The sequence below is a fragment of the Immundisolibacter sp. genome (assembly GCF_028696615.1).
In the GTDB taxonomy this organism is placed as follows: domain Bacteria; phylum Pseudomonadota; class Gammaproteobacteria; order Immundisolibacterales; family Immundisolibacteraceae; genus Immundisolibacter.
Window position 1 is genome coordinate 13,337 of sequence record NZ_JAQVGQ010000007.1, and the last position, 16,744, is coordinate 30,080.

14 protein-coding genes and 1 pseudogene are annotated in these 16,744 nt (G+C 69.1%); 10 read left to right on the forward strand and 5 right to left on the reverse strand.

The window, feature by feature from the left end; genetic code table 11:
- Nucleotides 1-177 precede the first annotated feature (177 nt).
- Nucleotides 178-1,620 carry a magnesium transporter gene (gene mgtE, locus PHC73_RS01140; RefSeq protein ID WP_300123725.1) on the forward strand — a complete coding sequence of 481 codons (1,443 nt, stop codon included), beginning with the start codon at nucleotides 178-180 and terminating at the stop codon, nucleotides 1,618-1,620.
- Nucleotides 1,621-1,638: 18 nt separating this feature from the next.
- Here mgtE and PHC73_RS01145 read toward each other — a convergent pair whose 3' ends face one another.
- Complete coding sequence (locus tag PHC73_RS01145; RefSeq protein ID WP_300123726.1) at nucleotides 1,639-2,784, reverse strand: trypsin-like peptidase domain-containing protein; 1,146 nt, start codon at nucleotides 2,782-2,784, stop codon at nucleotides 1,639-1,641.
- A gap of 221 nt (nucleotides 2,785-3,005) precedes the next feature.
- On the opposite strand from PHC73_RS01145, the gene petA reads away from it, so the two are divergent.
- The 7 genes from petA to PHC73_RS01180 all read left to right on the forward strand — a co-directional run bounded on the left by petA (nucleotide 3,006) and on the right by PHC73_RS01180 (nucleotide 9,796).
- Nucleotides 3,006-3,596, forward strand: a complete 591-nt coding sequence (gene petA, locus PHC73_RS01150) for a ubiquinol-cytochrome c reductase iron-sulfur subunit (protein WP_300123727.1) — start codon at nucleotides 3,006-3,008, stop codon at nucleotides 3,594-3,596.
- Nucleotides 3,596-4,822 carry a cytochrome b N-terminal domain-containing protein gene (locus PHC73_RS01155; RefSeq protein WP_300123728.1) on the forward strand — a complete coding sequence of 409 codons (1,227 nt, stop codon included), beginning with the start codon at nucleotides 3,596-3,598 and terminating at the stop codon, nucleotides 4,820-4,822. Before petA ends, PHC73_RS01155 begins: the two co-directional genes overlap by 1 nt.
- Nucleotides 4,819-5,514 (forward strand): cytochrome c1, encoded by a 696-nt coding sequence (locus PHC73_RS01160; protein ID WP_300123729.1) that lies wholly within the window; start codon nucleotides 4,819-4,821, stop codon nucleotides 5,512-5,514. The genes PHC73_RS01155 and PHC73_RS01160 overlap by 4 nt, the downstream gene beginning before the upstream one ends.
- 15 nt (nucleotides 5,515-5,529) lie before the next feature.
- A complete protein-coding gene (locus tag PHC73_RS01165; RefSeq protein WP_300123730.1) occupies nucleotides 5,530-6,273 on the forward strand; it encodes a glutathione S-transferase N-terminal domain-containing protein in 744 nt (247 codons plus the stop codon).
- 10 nt (nucleotides 6,274-6,283) lie between these two features.
- Entirely contained in the window at nucleotides 6,284-6,670 is a 387-nt protein-coding gene (locus tag PHC73_RS01170; protein ID WP_300123731.1) for a ClpXP protease specificity-enhancing factor, read from the forward strand.
- A gap of 492 nt (nucleotides 6,671-7,162) precedes the next feature.
- Nucleotides 7,163-8,275: an efflux RND transporter periplasmic adaptor subunit gene (locus tag PHC73_RS01175; RefSeq protein WP_300123732.1), complete on the forward strand. Its 1,113-nt coding sequence runs from the start codon at nucleotides 7,163-7,165 to the stop codon at nucleotides 8,273-8,275.
- Nucleotides 8,276-9,796, forward strand: a complete 1,521-nt coding sequence (locus PHC73_RS01180) for a DHA2 family efflux MFS transporter permease subunit (protein ID WP_300123733.1) — start codon at nucleotides 8,276-8,278, stop codon at nucleotides 9,794-9,796.
- Between the two features lie 22 nt (nucleotides 9,797-9,818).
- On the opposite strand, the gene PHC73_RS01185 is transcribed toward PHC73_RS01180, so the two are convergent.
- A complete protein-coding gene (locus tag PHC73_RS01185) occupies nucleotides 9,819-10,268 on the reverse strand; it encodes a hypothetical protein (RefSeq protein WP_300123734.1) in 450 nt (149 codons plus the stop codon).
- Nucleotides 10,265-11,347 carry an HAD-IA family hydrolase gene (locus PHC73_RS01190; RefSeq protein ID WP_300123735.1) on the reverse strand — a complete coding sequence of 361 codons (1,083 nt, stop codon included), beginning with the start codon at nucleotides 11,345-11,347 and terminating at the stop codon, nucleotides 10,265-10,267. Before PHC73_RS01190 ends, PHC73_RS01185 begins: the two co-directional genes overlap by 4 nt.
- A 98-nt stretch (nucleotides 11,348-11,445) precedes the next feature.
- On the opposite strand from PHC73_RS01190, the gene pepN reads away from it, so the two are divergent.
- Nucleotides 11,446-14,097 (forward strand): aminopeptidase N, encoded by a 2,652-nt coding sequence (gene pepN, locus PHC73_RS01195; protein WP_300123736.1) that lies wholly within the window; start codon nucleotides 11,446-11,448, stop codon nucleotides 14,095-14,097.
- 123 nt (nucleotides 14,098-14,220) lie between these two features.
- On the opposite strand, the gene PHC73_RS01200 is transcribed toward pepN, so the two are convergent.
- Both PHC73_RS01200 and PHC73_RS01205 read right to left on the reverse strand, forming a co-directional pair.
- Nucleotides 14,221-15,411 (reverse strand): MFS transporter, encoded by a 1,191-nt coding sequence (locus tag PHC73_RS01200; protein WP_300123737.1) that lies wholly within the window; start codon nucleotides 15,409-15,411, stop codon nucleotides 14,221-14,223.
- A 160-nt stretch (nucleotides 15,412-15,571) separates the two neighbouring features.
- A complete protein-coding gene (locus tag PHC73_RS01205; RefSeq protein ID WP_300123738.1) occupies nucleotides 15,572-16,267 on the reverse strand; it encodes a 2,3-diphosphoglycerate-dependent phosphoglycerate mutase in 696 nt (231 codons plus the stop codon).
- 295 nt (nucleotides 16,268-16,562) lie between these two features.
- On the opposite strand from PHC73_RS01205, the pseudogene PHC73_RS01210 reads away from it, so the two are divergent.
- Nucleotides 16,563-16,744: pseudogene (locus PHC73_RS01210) on the forward strand (MFS transporter); the annotation flags it as partial.

The following is a 16,744-nucleotide window of genomic DNA, read 5'->3' on the forward strand; positions in this document are numbered from 1 at the left end:
TTTGGGGGAGGCTCGTTGCGGACCGGTGCCGCGACGAGCCGAGTTGAAAGGGGCAGGAAGCCCTTTTCAACGGCCTGCTAAGCGCCGACACCGCATAATGTGCGCCGGGCCGCCGACCAGGTGGCCCGGCGGCCGACTTCTCTCGTTGGCGCTCCCCCCGACCGAGCCGACGCCACCATGACCGAACCCGCCCGCGCGGCCGCCGACGACGTGCAGCAACACCTGCGTGAGGTGCAGGAACTGCTGGCCCGCCACCGCCTGGTGGAGGACCTCGTGCACCGGCAGGAAATGCCGCGTCACGACCTGGTCGAGAACCTCGTTCACAAGCAGAACGAAACCCGGCTGCGTGAGCTGCTGGACCGCCTGCACCCGGCCGACATTGCCTACATCCTGGAAGCGCTGCCGCGCGAGGAACGGCTCTACGTCTGGAACCTGGTCAAGGCCGAACGCGACGGCGAAATCCTCATCGAGGTCTCGGACGCGATCCGCGAGTCGCTGATCGAGGCCATGGACCCGGCCGAGCTGCGCGCCGCGGCGCAGTCCCTCGACACCGACGAGCTGGCCGACCTCGTCCCGGACCTGCCGGCGCAGGTGGTCGAGGACGTGTTCCAGTCGCTGGACGTGACCGAGCGCGAGCACCTGCGCGCGGCGATGTCCTACCCGCAGGACGCGGTCGGCGCGCTGATGAACTTCGACCTCGTGACCGTGCGCGAGGACGTCAGCCTGGAAGCCGTGTTGCGGTACCTGCGGCGCTTCGAGGCGCTGCCGGATCACACCGACGCGCTGTTCGTGGTCGACCGCGACTCGCACCTGAAGGGCCTGCTGTCGCTCGAGGCGCTGCTGCTGAACGACCCCGAGCGCACGGTCGGCGAGGTGATGACGCGTGACGGCGTGATCAGCTTCGAGCCGCAGGACAACGCCCGCGAGGCGGCACAGGCGTTCGAGCGCTACGACCTCATCTCCGCCCCGGTGGTGGACGGGCAGGGGCGGGTGGTCGGCCGGCTCACGGTCGACGACGTGGTCGATTTCATCCGCGAGGAGAGCGAGGCCGAGCTGCTGGCCCAGGCCGGCTTGCGCGAGGGCGAAGACGTGTTCGCCTCGGTATGGGACTCGGTGCGCAACCGCTGGTCGTGGCTGGCGGTGAACCTGGTGACGGCATTCATCGCCTCGCGCGTGATCGGCCTGTTCGAGGCCTCGATCGAGCGCCTGGTGGCGCTCGCCACGCTCATGCCCATCGTGGCCGGCATCGGCGGCAATTCCGGCAACCAGACCATCACCATGATCGTGCGCGCCTGCGCCACCGGTCAGATCACGCCGGAGGCCTTTCCACGCCTGCTCAAAAAAGAACTCGGCGTCGCCACCATCAACGGCCTGATCTGGGGCGGCCTGCTCGGCGTGCTGGCCTACGCGCTGTACGGCAACCCGCAGCTGGGACTGGTCATGACCGCCGCCATGACACTGAACCTGCTGCTGGCCGCCAGCGCCGGCGTGACGATTCCGATGCTGCGCATTCGCCTGGGCCGCGACCCGGCGCTCGGCAGTTCGGTCATGATCACCGCGCTCACCGACTCGGGCGGCTTTTTCATCTTTCTGGGTCTGGCCACGCTGCTGTTGCTGTGAGCCGCTACCCAGCGGTCATCAGTCCGGCTGGCGGATGGTGGTGGCCGAGGTGCGGATGCGCCGCCCGCCGCGCTGTAGGGTGAGTGTCACCTCTTTGTCGCGCGGCAGCGCGGCCAGCACCGCCAGCGCCTCGCGGGCGCGCTCGAAGGCGTGGTCGTCGATCGCCAGCAGCAGGTCGCCCGGCTGCACGCCGGCGCGGGCCGCCGGCGAGGCGCGATAAACCCCGGCCACCAGCGCGCCGGTCTGCGCATCCAGACCGAGCGAGGCGGCCAGCTGTGGGGTCAGCTCCTGCAGCTCGATGCCCAGCCAGCCGCGCGGCACCTCGCCGTACTCGCGCAGCTGCGCCGTGATCTGCCGCACCAGGCTGATCGGCACCGCAAAACCGATGCCCTCGGAACCACCGCTGCGGCTGTAGATGGCGGTGTTGATGCCGATCAGCTCGCCGTTGGCATTGATGAGCGCGCCACCCGAGTTGCCGGGATTGATGGCGGCGTCGGTCTGGATGAAATCGTTCACGGCACTGATGCCCGGCGCCGCCCGCCCGACGGCGCCGACCACACCCAGCGTCACCGTCTGGCCGACGCCGAACGGGTTGCCGATCGCCAGCACCAGATCGCCGATGCGCACCTGGCGGTCGTCGCCCGGCGCGATGACCGGCGCGTCGGCAACGTCGATCTGCAGCAGCGCCAGATCGGTCAGCGCATCGCTGCCGAGTACGCGTGCCTTGGCGCTGCGCCCGTCGCGCAGCGCCACCTCGACCTCGTCGGCCTCGGCGATCACGTGGTGGTTGGTCACGATGTAGCCGCCGGCCTGCAGCAGTACGCCCGAACCCAGGCTCGACTCCAGGCGCTGGCGTGGCACCGGGGCGCGCCCGAAAAAACGCTGGAACAGTGGATCGTCGAGCAGCGGGTTGTACGGGCGCGTGACCACTTTAGTGCTGTAAATGTTCACCACCGCCGGCGCGGCGCGTTCCACGGCCGGCGCAAAACTGTTGGCGGTCGGCGGACTCGGCGGCGCCCTGTCGGCCTGCGGCGCCTGACTGGCGATCCGGGGCGGCGATTGCGGCCCGAGCTTGGGCCACAGCACACCGATGGCGAGGCCCGCCGCCACCCCGAACGCCGCGGCCTGCAGCAGATAACGCACCAAATTGCGGCTGATCGCCATGTCGGGCCTCCGGGTGGGGGCGCCATCCTAGCAGGCGTCGGGCCATCGCCGACCCCCGGCTTGGCGGTGTCGCTTGGCGTTTGGCACAATACCGCGGCTTTCTTTCCGCCTCGTACGCGCACGGCCGGCCGTCGCCCCCACAGCGACGCGGGCGGCCCGCGGCCGGGGTTACATGGATCAGGGCGGGTCATACCGGCCCGCTTTCAGGGGGAACTCAACCTATGGCAAACGATGCGGTCGATCCCGCGCGTCGCCGGCTGCTGGCCGGCACCGCCGGGGCGCTCGGCGGCGTGGGTCTGGCGGCCACTGCGGTGCCGTTCATTTCCAGCATGCAGCCCAGCGCCAAGACCCAGGCGGCGGGGGCACCCGTCGAGGTCGACATCAGCAAACTCGCCCCCGGCGAGTTGATGGTGGTGGAATGGCGGCGGCGGCCGGTGTGGGTGTTTCGCCGCACGCAGGAAGAGCTCGACAACCTGGCCAAGGTCCCCGCGGACGCGCTGCGCGATCCCGATTCGGCCGAATCCGAGCAGCCGCCGTACGCCAAGAACCCGCACCGGTCGATCAAGCCCGAATATCTGGTGATGCTCGGTGTGTGCACGCACCTGGGCTGCTCGCCGCAGCTGCGTGCCGAACCCGGTGAGCTCGGCGCCGACTGGCTGGGTGGTTTCCTGTGCCCGTGCCACGGCGGGCGCTACGACCTGGCCGGCCGGGTGTTCAAGGGCGTGCCGCCACCGCTGAACATGGCGGTGCCGCCGCACAAGTACCTGTCCGACACCCGCATCGTGATTGGCGAAGATCAGGAGACCGCGTGATGGTCAACCGCAGCTCCGGCCTGGCGCGCTGGATCGACGAACGTTTCCCCATCTTCGACTGGTGGGACGATCACGTCGCGCAGTACTACGCGCCCAAGAATTTCAATTTCTGGTACTTCTTCGGCTCGCTGGCGCTGGCCGTGCTGGTGCTGCAGATCGTCACCGGCATCTTCCTGACGATGAACTACAAGCCGTCGGAAGACATGGCGTTCGCGTCGATCGAATACATCATGCGCGACGTGAACTGGGGGTGGCTGATCCGCTACCTGCACTCCACCGGCGCGTCGATGTTCTTCGTGGTGGTGTACCTGCATATCTTCCGCGGCATCATCTATGGCTCCGGCAAGGGGCCGCGCGAGCTGGTGTGGCTGTTCGGCATGGTCATCTACGTGCTGCTGATGGCCGAGGCCTTCATGGGCTACCTGCTGCCCTGGGGCCAGATGTCCTACTGGGGCGCGCAGGTCATCATCTCGCTGTTCGGCGCCATACCGCTGATCGGCGATGGCCTGTCGCTGTGGATTCGTGGCGACTTCGCGGTCGGTGACCCGACCCTGAACCGCTTCTTCGCATTGCACGTGGCGGCGGTGCCGCTGCTGATCATCGCGCTGGTGTTCTTCCACATCATCGCGCTGCACGAGACCGGCTCGAACAACCCCGACGGCGTCGACATCAAGAAAAAGAAAGGCCCCGACGGCAAGCCGCTCGACGGTATTCCGTTCCACCCGTACTACACGGTCAAGGACATCTGGGGCCTGGCGGTGTTCGCCATCATCTTCGCGGCCATCGTGTTCTTCGTGCCGGAAATGTGGGGCAAGTTCCTGGAGCCCGACAACTTCAAGCCGGCCGACCCCATGGTCACGCCGCAGCACATCGCGCCGCTGTGGTATTTCGCGCCGTTCTACTCCATCCTGCGCGCCGTGCCGGACAAGTTCCTGGGCGTGGTGGCGATGGGCGCGGCCATCTTCGTGCTGTTCCTGGTGCCGTGGCTGGACCGCAGCCCGGTCAAGTCCATCCGCTACCGCGGGCCGCTGAACCGCATCGCGCTGGCGGTGTTCGTGGTCAGCTTCCTGGGGCTCGGCTACCTGGGCACGCAGCCGGTGTCGGAGCTGTACACGCTGATCGCCCGCGTGCTGGCGGTGCTGTATTTCCTGTTCTTCCTCGCCATGCCTGTCTACACCAAGATCGACCGCACCAAGCCAGTTCCGGACCGGGTGACGACAAAATGAAAAAACTGATCCTCGCTTGTCTGCTGGCGGCTGCACCGATGCTGACGCTGGCGTCCGAAGGTGCGGCGCTGGCGAAGTTCCAGGTGGACCTTGGCAACCGCGCCGGGCTGCAGCGCGGCGCCCGCACCTTCGTCAACTATTGCGTCAGCTGCCACAGCGCCGAGTTCATGCGCTATTCGCGCATGGCCCAGGACCTCGGGCTCACGCCCGAGCAGGTGCAGGCCAACATGATCTTCAACGGCGGCGACGTGCATCAGGTCATGCGCGTGGCGCTCGGCAAGAAAGACGGCGCCAAGTGGTTCGGGCAGGCGCCGCCGGATCTCACGCTGGCCGCCCGCTCGCGCGGGCCGGACTGGCTGTATGCCTATCTGCGCAGCTTTTACCTCGACCCGTCGCGGCCGTTCGGCGTCAACAACACGGTGTTCCCGAACGCCGCTATGCCGCATGTGCTGGCCAACCTGCAGGGTGCCCAGGAGCTGCGCGACGGCCACCTGCAGCAGGTGTCGGCGGGAACGCTGAAACCCGCCGAGTACGACGCCATGATCCGCGACCTGGTCAATTTCATGGTCTACATTGGCGAGCCGGCCAAGCTGGTTCGCTACGGCCTCGGCGTCAAGGTGATGCTGTTCCTGCTGGTGTTCGCCGGCCTGGCCTACATGCTCAAGCGCGAATACTGGCGTGATGTTCACTGAGTAGGGTGTAACTCGTTGTCTTCCAAGTCGACCAAGCCGTCCAAGAAAGAACCCGCCGCATCCAAGGCCGCCACCACCAAGGTCGAGCCGCTGGATTACGGCAACGATGCCGACGGTTTCACCACCGAGCGCATCCGCAACATGAAGCTCTACGCCGGTGTGGTGTGCCCCCACAGCCACCGCACTCGGCTGGTGCTGTGCGAGAAGGACATCTCGATCGAGATCGAGCCGGTCGATCCGGGCGCCATGCCCGAGGACCTGCGCGACCTGAACCCCTACGGCGACCTGCCGGTGCTGGTCGACCGCGGGCTGGTGCTCTACAACTCCGCCATCATCATGGAGTACCTGGACGAGCGCTTCCCGCATCCGCCGCTGATGCCGGTCGATCCCATCAACCGCGCCCAGGCGCGGCTGATGCTGTGGCGCATCGACCGCGACTGGTTCAGCCTGCACCGCACGCTGACCGAGCCGGACAAAAAGTCCGACGTGGCCGGTGCCCGCAAGGTGCTGCGCGACGGCCTGACGGCGATCGCGCCGCTGTTCCAGCAGCACGAGTTCGTGTTCGGCGAAGGCCCGACGCTGGTCGACTGCGCGCTGGCGGTGCTGCTGTGGCGCCTGCCGGTGTACGGCATCGAGCTGCCGGCGCCGGCGCGCCCGCTGCTGCGCTACGCCGAGCGCATGTTCGCCCGACCGGCGTTTCGCAACAGCCTGACCGAGCAGGAATTCGAAATGCGGCACGGTCCGTCGGCATCGGCCTGACGGTTCGCGTGTGGACAAGCTGCCTTCGGCAAAACCCTATCTGCTGCGCGGCATGGTGCAGTGGATGGAGGACAACGGCCTGACGCCGCAGATCCTGGTCGACGCCACGCTGGCCGGCGTGAGCGTGCCGCAGGAATACGTCAAGGCCGGCAAGATCGTGCTCAACATCGCCGAGCGCGCCACCGTGCGGCGCGAACTGGGCAACGACCACGTGTCGTTCGGGGCACGCTTCGGCGGCGTGGCGCGCGAGGTATGGGTGCCGATCGCCGCCGTGCTCGCCGTCTACGCGCGCGAGAACGGGCAGGGCATGACCTTCCCCACGGAAGACTCCGACACGCCGCCCGAACCGCCGCCACCGCCTGCACCGGAGCGGCCGAAACTCCGCGTCGTCAAATAGAGCCGCATAGCCCGGCCGGACGGTAAAAAAACTGCGCCATCGCGCGGGGCGGGCGCATTTCGCGGTGTTTAGCAGGCCGAGGATGGCTTGCGCGCAGTCACGCGCGCTCTGCGGAGGCCGTCGCGGACCGGCGCCGCGACGTACCGGGTAGAAAAAAGGCAGGAAGCCCTTTTCAACGAGCTGTTAAGGAAACGCTGAATAATCCAGCGTCTCCCGTCCGGGGCAGGATGCCCCGGCATGAATCAAGGGCGCAAGCCCTTGATTCAAGGAGCGTCGCGCGGGCGTGTACCGCGCGACGGCGAGCTGAAAAATTCCAGGGACGGAATTTTTCCGCACTTCCTTAAGGCGCCGTTCGACGACGGCCGTGGGTTGACAAGAACAGTCCACCATCACGGTGGGCGCAAAAAACCGCAAATAAAACGGGGGGGGGAGATGGAATCCGCAGCATCACGACCAGCGGCAGGTCGCCGCCGTAGGCGTTTGGTTCTGGTCGTGGTGCTGTTGCTCGCAGCCGGCGGCCTGTGGGCGGGCTGGTGGCGCCTCATCGGCCAGTTTCGCGAGCACACCGAAAATGCCCAGGTGGCCGGTAACCGCCTGACGGTCATGCCGCAGGTGAGCGGCACCGTCACCACGGTACGCGTGGACGACACCGATCGCGTGCACCGCGGTGATGTCTTGCTGCAGCTCGACGATGCCGATGCCCGCGTGGCGGTGGCCAACGCCGAGGCGGCGCTCGCCGAGGCGGTTCGGGCAGTGTCCATGCTGGTCGCCGAACGCTCGCGCGCCGCGGCTGCGGTCGAGCTGGCCACGGCGCGTCTGGCGCGCGCCACGGCCGATCTCGAGCGCCGCCGCGGTCTGGTAGTGCGGCGCTCGATTTCTGTGGAGGAACTCAACCACGCGGAGCTCGACGTCAGCACCGAGCGGGCCGGCATGCAGGTGGCGCAGCGTCAGCTCGGGGTGGCGCAGTCCGCGCTCGGCAGCGGGCCGCTGCGCGAGCATCCGCTGGTGCATCAGGCCGCCGCGGCGCTGCGCAAGGCCTATCTCGACCTCGAGCGCTGCCGCATCCTGGCGCCGGCCGACGGTCAGGTGGCGCAGCGCAGCGTGCAGGTCGGCCAGCAGGTGACACCGGCCAGCCGCCTGCTGGACGTGGTGCCGCTGGAGGGGGTCTGGGTGGAGGTCAACTTCAAGGAAAACCAGCTCGCCAATTTGCGCATCGGCCAGCCGGTGCACATGGCCACCGATCTGTACGGCGAGCGCCTGGCCTTCACCGGCCGCATCGCCGGCATCGGTGCTGGCACCGGCAGCGTGTTCTCGCTACTGCCACCGCAGAACGCCACCGGCAACTGGATCAAGATCGTGCAGCGCGTGCCGGTGCGGGTGGACATCGACCGCGAGTCGCTAGCCGGCCATCCGCTGCCGCTGGGGGCGTCGGTGGACGCCCTGGTCGATACACGCGCGCGCGATGGCATGCTGGTGACCAGCCGCGCCGCGCCGGTCGATGCCCGTTTTGCCACCGATGTCTACGCCGACCGGCTGGGCGTCATCGAGGCGCGCCTGGCGCAGCGTATCGCGGCGGCATTCAGCGGTGCCGGCCTGGGCGACTGAGTGAACGCCACGCCGCTGTCGGCCAGCCGCCTGGGGCTGATGACGCTCGGGCTCGGGCTCGGCACGTTCCTGGTTTCGCTCGATTTCGCCGTCGCCAACGTCGCCATCCCCAACATCTCGGGCGATCTCGCCGTCAGCCCGAGCCAGGGCACCTGGGCCATCACCTCGTTCACGGCCGCCAACGCCATCGCGCTGCCGCTGACCGGCTGGCTGGCGCGGCGTTTCGGCGAGGTGCGCCTGTTCGTCGCCGCCGGGCTGCTGTTCACGCTGTTCTCGCTGCTGTGTGGCCTGTCGCCAAACCTCGAGACGCTGGTGGTGATGCGCGTCCTGCAAGGCGTGGTGTCGGGACCGATGCTGCCGTTGTCGCAATCACTGCTGCTGCGCCATTTCCCGGCACACCTGAAGGGCATGGCGCTGGCCGTGGTGTCGATGACGGTGACGGTGGCGCCGCTGACCGGCCCCATCATCGGTGGCGCCATTACCGACAACTGGTCTTGGCCGTGGATTTTCTTCATCAACCTGCCGCTCGGGCTGTTGGCCGCGGCGCTGGTATGGAGCACGCTGCGCGATCGCGAGACCGAGCGCGCCCGGCTGCCGATCGACGGGGTCGGCCTGGCACTGCTGATGATCTGGGTGACGGCGCTGCAGGTGTTGTTGGACAAAGGGCAGGAGATCGACTGGTTCGCGTCCTCGTTCGGCCTTGCGCTCGGCATCGCGGCAGCGGTGGCGCTGGTCGTGTTCGTGATCTGGGAGCTCGGCGACCGGCACCCGGTGGTGGACCTCACGCTGTACGGCGATCGCAATTTTTTCATCGGCGCCATGGCGACCTCGCTGCCGTGGTCCATCCTGTTCGCCGGGTTGGTGGTGTTTCCGTTGTGGCTGCAGACCAACATGGGATACACGCCGACCTGGGCCGGCGTGGCGACGGCGGCGTTTGGCGTGTTCATCATGCTGCTCACGCCCGTCGTCGGCCGCCTGCTCGGGCGCATCAACCTCAAGTATCTGCTGACGCTGAGCTTTTCGTTGCTGTGGCTCGGCACTTACCTGGGCAGCCGCGCCAACACCGATGCCACGCTGTGGGATGCTGCCCTGCCGCGCCTGGTGCAGGGTGCGGGTCTTGGCATGTTCTTCGTGCCGCTGCTGACGATCGCGTTGTCCAATATGCCGCCGCAACGGCTGGCCGCCGCCACCGGCCTGTTCTATTTCACGCGCACGCTGGCTGGCAGCATCGGTGTGTCGCTTGGCATTACCGTCTGGGACCGGCGCGAAACCCTGCACCACGCGCGTCTGGCCGAGCTGTTCGGATCCGATGCGCTGGCCCGCATGTGGGACTACGGCGGCGAGCGCATGGCGTCGGCGCTGCCGGCGCAGTACGCGCTCGCCGAACGCCTGCTGGCCCGCCAGGCCAACATGCTGGGCTTCAACGATCTTTTCTACGCCAGCTGCTGGCTGTTGCCGCCGTTGCTGCTGCTGGTATGGCTGGCAAAGCCGCCATTCGTCGCCGCCGGCGGGCGACCATGAGCCGGGGCCGTTTTCGAACGCATTACCCGCGGCGCACGATCACCGTGTGCCGGTCCGGCGCAAACTCCAGCGTTGCCGTGATGCCGGCGTTCTCGTCCAGCGCCCGCCAGAAGCCGCGGTTAAGGTCGTGCAAGGCGCTGGCCGGCATTTGCCAGTGTGCGAGCTGCCCGGCCGCGGCGGCCTCGAGTGCCGGCATGTCAAAGCGCAGCGTGTCGTGGTCCAGTGTCACGCGCAGCGCGGCGCCGAAGCCGTATGTCACCTGGTAGTGCTCGTAAAAGATGCCGGCGATGCGTTCGAGATCGCCGGTCAGGCGCGTCCAGTTGATGCCCTGTTCCATCATCATCCGAAAGCCGAATTCCTCGGCGCCGATGCCCAGGCCGCAGGCCACCTTCATGCCGCCGATCAGCGTGCCCTGACATTCCTTCAGGCGCAGGCGGGCGAGGTCGTCCAGGGTGAGTTCAGGCAGCTTCATGGCCAGGGTTCCTCCAGGGTGAGGTAGCGCACCTCGAGCAGCGCGCCGTCGCCAAGGCCCCAGCCGGCGCGCAGTGGGATAGGGCAGATCAGTTCGAGCTTGTCGTCTGGGTAGCCCGGCACCTGCGGCCACAGCAGCAGGGCAGGGGTGCTCAGCGCGCCGTGCGCGAGCGTGACGGCGTGCAGCAGCGCCGGGCAGAAACCATCCCGCGCGGCCAGTTCGAAGCGCCGCAGCTGCGGCGCGTGACGCGCCTGCACCGCCCAGGCGGCGCTGTGCGGTTCGGCGAGCAGATTCAGCGTGCCGGGATGAAACGGCCCGCCAAGACACCCCTCGATCGCCGCGCGCACCCAGTCGATGGCCAAAAAACGGCCGGCCTCGCCAAGGCCACGGCGAAGGCGCCCGTGCAGCGTCGGCACGCCGCCGGCGCCCGGCAGGTGCGCGTGCAGCTCGCCGAGCGCATCCAGCACCGCATGTGGGCCGTGTGGTAGCAGGTCCTCGCGCCGCGCGGCGCCGGTGGTGATGCCGAACACGCGCACGCCGGCGCTGTGCGCGGCCTGAATGTCGATCGGGTTGTCGCCCACGTACACCGCATCCTGGGCGCTCAGTCCGAGCCGTTCGAGCGCCAGGCAAATGCCGCTTGGCGAGGGCTTGCGCGCGGGCGCCTCCTCGCGCGTGACCACCACGTCGAACGGCGGGCAGCCCGGCAGGCGCGTCAGCTGGCCGACCACGAAGTGGTTCGAGTCGGTGACGATGCCGAGGCGGTAGCCGTGCGCCGTCAGGCGCTGCAACACCGCCAGCGTGTCCTCGAACGGCCGCACCTGGCGCGCGAACACCTCCTGCCACAGGTCCTGGCTGGCGGCGGAAAGCTGCCGGCGCAGCGCCTCCTCGTCGGCGACCGGCCCCAGCAGCGCCTCGATGGGCGAGCGCCCGAGCGTCATCACCTCGCGGATATAGCCCGGCGCCGGCGACGGCCAGCCGAGCCGCGCGCAGGCGCGGCGGGTGATGTCCAGAAACACCGGGATCGAATCCAGCAGCGTGCCGTCCAGGTCGAACAGCACCGCGCGGGGGGCTTGAATCATGGGCACTCGTGGCAAGGCCGCGGGAATACCGTCCGATTCTACCGGCGCGGCTTGCCGCTGCCGCGGCCGCTGCCGACAATGACGCGACCGCAACCATCGTGACATCTGCCGCCATGCGTGACGCCGCCCCCCGCGCCAGCGAACTCAAACACTACCGCCCGCCGGAATTCCTGGTCGACGCCGTGACGCTCGACTTCGACCTCGACCCCGCCCGCACGCGCGTGCGCTGCGCGCTCGACCTGCGCCGCAACCCGGCCGGCCGGCGCGACGCGCCGCTGGTGCTGGACGGCCAGGGTCTCACGCTGCGCCGTGTCAGCCGCGACGGCTACGTGATGCGCCCGAGCGAGTACGAGGTCACCGCCGACGCGCTCACTATTCCGGGTCTGCCCGAGCGCGTGACCATCGAAACCGAGGTCGACATCGACCCGTCCGCCAACAGCGCCCTCGAAGGGCTCTACACCTCGCGCGGCATGCTGTGCACGCAGTGCGAGGCGGAAGGTTTCCGGCGCATCACCTACTACCCGGACCGCCCGGACGTGCTGGCGCCGTTCACCACCACGCTGCGCGCCGACCGCGCCGCCTATCCGCTGCTGCTGTCGAACGGCAACCGCGTGGCCGCGGGTGAGCTGCCCGACGGCCGCCACTTCGCCACCTTCAAGGACCCGTTCCCGAAGCCCTGTTACCTGTTCGCGCTGGTCGCCGGGCGGCTGGACGCGCTGGCCGACAGCTTCGTCACCATGAGCGGGCGCACGGTGCAGCTTTTCATCCACACCGAGCCGCAGTACGTGGCGCAGTGCGGGCACGCCATGGCGGCGCTGAAAAAATCCATGGCCTGGGACGAGCGCGTCTACGGGCGCGAGTACGACCTCGACGTGTTCCACATCGTGGCGGTGGACGACTTCAACATGGGGGCCATGGAGAACAAGGGCCTCAACATCTTCAACGCCAAGTACGTGATGGCCGACGCCGCGCGCGCCACCGACCTCGACTACCAGTACATCGAAACCATCATCGCGCACGAGTACTTCCACAACTGGACCGGCAACCGCATCACCTGCCGCGACTGGTTCCAGCTGTCGCTCAAGGAAGGGCTGACCGTGTTCCGCGACCAGCAGTTCGCGGCCGACATGGGCTCGGCGGCGGTCAAGCGCATCGCCGACGTGCGCAACCTGCGCACCGTGCAGTTCGCCGAGGACGACGGCCCGCTGGCGCACCCGGTACGCCCCGAGTCGTACATCGAGATCAACAACTTCTACACCGCCACCGTGTACCAGAAGGGCGCCGAGGTGGTGCGCATGCTGCACACCGTGCTGGGTGCGGCCGGCTTCCGGCGCGGCATGGACCTGTACTTCCAGCGCCACGACGGGCAGGCGGTGACGGTGGAAGACTTCGTCGCCGCGCTCGCCGACGCCAACGGCGTCGATTTGTCGGCGTTCATGACCTGGTACAGCCAGGCCGGCACGCCGCGGCTCGCCGTCGAGCGCCGGCACGACGCCGCCGCGCGGCGCTATCGGCTCACGCTGCGCCAGCACACGCCGCCCACGCCCGGCCAGCCGGAAAAACGCCCCGTCCCGATTCCGGTCGCGCTCGGCCTGCTGGATGCGCAAGGCCGGGAACTGCCGCTGCGCCTGGAAGGCGAAGCCGCGCCCGGCGGCACCGGCCGTGTGCTGCTGCTCGAAGCCGCCGAACAGACCTTCACCTTCGAGGACATCGCCGAGCCGCCGGTGCCGTCGCTGCTGCGCGACTTCTCGGCGCCGGTGCGGCTGGAAGTCGACTTCAGCGACACCGAACTTGCCCACCTTTTGGCGCACGACACCGACGCCTTCGCCCGCTACGACGCCGGCCAGCAGCTATACCTGCGCCTGATCCGCCGCCTGCTGGCCGCGCGCGCGGCCGGCGAAGCGCTGACGCTCGACGCCGGCCTGCGCGACGCCGTCCGGCGCTGCCTGACCGACCCCACGCTCGACCCCGCGCTGGTGGCCGAGCTGCTCACGCTGCCGTCCGAAACCTTCATCGCCGGCGAGGTCGAGCCCATCGACCCGCAGGCCATCCACGAAGTACGCCTTTTCATGCGCCGCGCGCTCGCGCAGGCCCTGCGCGACGACCTGCTGACGCGCTACCAGGCGCTGGCGCCGCGCGGTCCGTACCGCTTCGACGCCGCCGAAGTCGGCCGGCGCAGCCTGCGCAACGCGTGTCTCGCGTATCTGGCCGAACTCGACGATGTCGGTCCGACGCTGTGCTGGGCGCAGTTCGAAGCCGCCGACAACATGACCGACAGCGCCGCCGCGCTCGCGCTGCTGGCGCACCTGGACGTGCCCGAGCGTGAGCGGGCGCTGGCCGCCTTCTACCAGCGCTGGCAGGGCGACGCCATCGTGCTCGACCGTTGGTTCAGTGTGCAGGCCGGCTCGCGCCGCGCCCAGGCGCTCGACGACGTCAAGGCCCTGCTCGGCCACCCGGCCTACGCGCCGCGCAACCCCAACCGCGTGCGGGCGCTCATCGGCACCTTCGTGCACGGCAACCCGGCGCGCTTTCACGCCGCCGACGGTTCGGGCTACGCGTTTTTGGCCGAGCAGGTGCTCGCCATCGACGCCTTCAACCCCATGCTGGCCTCGCGCCTGGCGCAGGCCTTCGCCCGCTGGCGGCACTACGAACCCGGCCGCCAGGCGCTGATGCGCGCCCAGCTCGAACGCCTGGCCGGCGCCAAACTGTCCAAAGATCTCTACGAAGTCGTCAGCAAAGCGCTGGCCTGAACGGCCCCATCAGCCGCCGGCGCAGACGCCGGCGGCTGATGGGGCGGCTCGTAGGAGCGGCTTCAGCCGCGAACCGATGACACCCCATTCGGCCCGCGCGGCGCACGCCGCGCTTTGCCAACCCTACGCGGCGCGGCATGTGGCCGGCTGGCGCTGGCGGGCCTGGGTCAGGAAGGCCGCGGTGCCGAGCACGGTGACGGCGGCGGCGGTGGCAAAGGCGCCGGTCTGGCCGACGGTTTGCCACAGGGCGCCGAACAGCACGGCGCCGGGCAGGGCCAGCAGGCCGCAGGCGAGGTGGTAGATGCCAAACGCAGTGCCTTTCTGGTCGGGCGGGGTGCGGTCGCCGATCAGGGCCGCCTCGGCGCCTTCGGTGCAGGCGGTGGCGCCGGCGTAGGCGAGGAACAGGCCCCACAGCTGCGCGCCGTCCTGGTGGACGAGGCCCATGGTGGCCAGCAGGGCGGCGCGGATGAGCCAGCCGCCGGCCATGACCGGCGTGCGCCCGAGGCGATCCGACAGATACCCGGCCGGCAGGGAGACGCCGGAGCGCACGGCGTGCGCGGCGGCCCACAGCAGCGGCAGCCAGACGACTTTTATGCCGCCCTGGTAGGCCCACAGCACCAAAAACGCATCCGGCACGCTGGCCAGCGCCAGCAGGCCGGCGGCGGCGATGAGGCCGCGCACGTGGCGGTCGAGCCGGCGCCAGCGCAGCGGTGGCGGCGCTTGCAACGGCGCCGGCGGCGGCTGGCGCAGGCCGAGCATGAGGCACAGGACGACCAGCATGCCCGGCACCACCGAGGCGGCGAACACGTGCGGGGTGTCGAGTCCGCCCTTGAGCAGGGCGAAGGCGAGCAGCGGGCCCAGCATGGCGCCGCCGTGGTCCATGGCGCGGTGAAAGCCGAACACCGCGCCGCGGTGTTGCTCGCCCACCGTGGCGGCCAGCAGGGCGTCGCGCGGGGCGGTGCGCAGGCCCTTGCCGATGCGGTCGGCAAAGCGCAGCAGCAGCACCACCGGCCAGGCGCCGGCCAGCGCGATGAGCGGTCGGGCGAGGTTGGAGGCCGCGTAGCCGCCCAGCACCAACCGGCGGTGGCTCACGCCCCGATCGGCCAGGCGGCCGGACACCAGCTGCAGCACGCTGGCGGCGGCAGTGGCCAGGCCCTCGATGAGGCCGATGGCGGCCGGCGCCGCGCCCAGGCTGGCGGTGAGGAACACCGGCAGCAGGGGCATGATCATCTCGCTGGCGGTGTCGTTCAGCAGCGAGGCGAGGCCCAGCACCCAGACGGTGCGCGGTACGCGCGGCAAATGCGGGGCCGGCATGGCGGGCTCAGGGTTTGTGAAGAAATGCGCGTCCTGCGCATTGCTTGCGGCGCGCGTCCGGTACACGCCCGGACGTGCTCACGCGAATCGAGCCCGCGCGGGCTCGATTGGCGTCCGGCCACCCCTGACCGGCTTCGGAGCTTGAAAAATTCACAAGCTCTCAGCCGGCGCCCAGCACGCGCTTGCCCGCGATGCGTAGCGCGTCGCCGGCGGCATCGAGCGTGTAGACGATGGGCACGCCGGTGGGGATTTCGAGCTTGATGATGTCGTGGTCGGAGATGCCTTCGAGCTCCTTGGTCAGCGCGCGCAGGGAGTTGCCGTGGGCGGAGATGAGCACGGTTTCGCCGGCCAGCAGGCGCGGGCGGATTTCGGCGTTGAAGTAGGGCAGGGCGCGCGCCACGGTGTCTTTGAGGCTCTCGCCGTTGGGCGGCGGGGTGTCGTAGCCGCGGCGCCATTTGACGAACTGCTCCTCGCCGTACTGGGCGCGCACCTGGTCTTTGTTAAGGCCCTGCAGGTCGCCGTAATGGCGCTCGGCCAGCGCCACCACGTGCAGGTAGGCCGGGAACTCGTCGCCGCTCGGCTGGTAGGACTCGCGCGGCACGGTGCCCTCGGCCGGGATGAAGATCGGCGTGCGCCCGCCGCGGTTGGCGCGCAGCACCACCTGCAGGGTGCAGATGGCGCGCTGCAGGTGCGAGGTGTAGGCGGCGTCGAAGCGGTAGTCGGCCAGCAGCCGGCCGGCGGCTTCCGCCTCCTGCCAGCCGCGCTCGACCAGCGGCACGTCCACCCAGCCGGTGAAGCGGTTCTGGTCGTTCCACAGCGAGCGGCCGTGGCGGATGAGGATGAGCGTCGCGGTCATGCGGGTGTCCATGTCGGGGCCAATAGAGCGGCTATTTTAGGCAACGGCTGTCCGCCTGCCGGACGACCGCGCGTATCATGCGCCGGCGCCCGGCCAGCGAGGCCGGCCGCCGAGGAGAGGCGGAAAAATTCCATCGCTGGAATTTTCCGCTCGCGCCGCCCGGTACGTGCCGCGCGGCGCTTCGTGAATCAACGGCTTGCGCCGTCGATTCAGGCCGGGGCATCCTGCCCCGGAGGGAGTCGCTGACTAACTTCGCGATTCCCCGAACCTACATAACGACATACGGGGAGGACGCATGGTCGACCAGGACCAGGCCGTTGCCGACGGCGTGCGCCGGCGGGTCAGCGCGTGGCTGATACCGCTGCTGATCGTGATTTACGTGCTGGCACACCTGGATCGGGTGAACGTGAGCTTCGCCGCGCTCACCATGAACCAGGATCTCGGCTTCTCGGACGCGGTGTACGGCCTCGGCGCGGG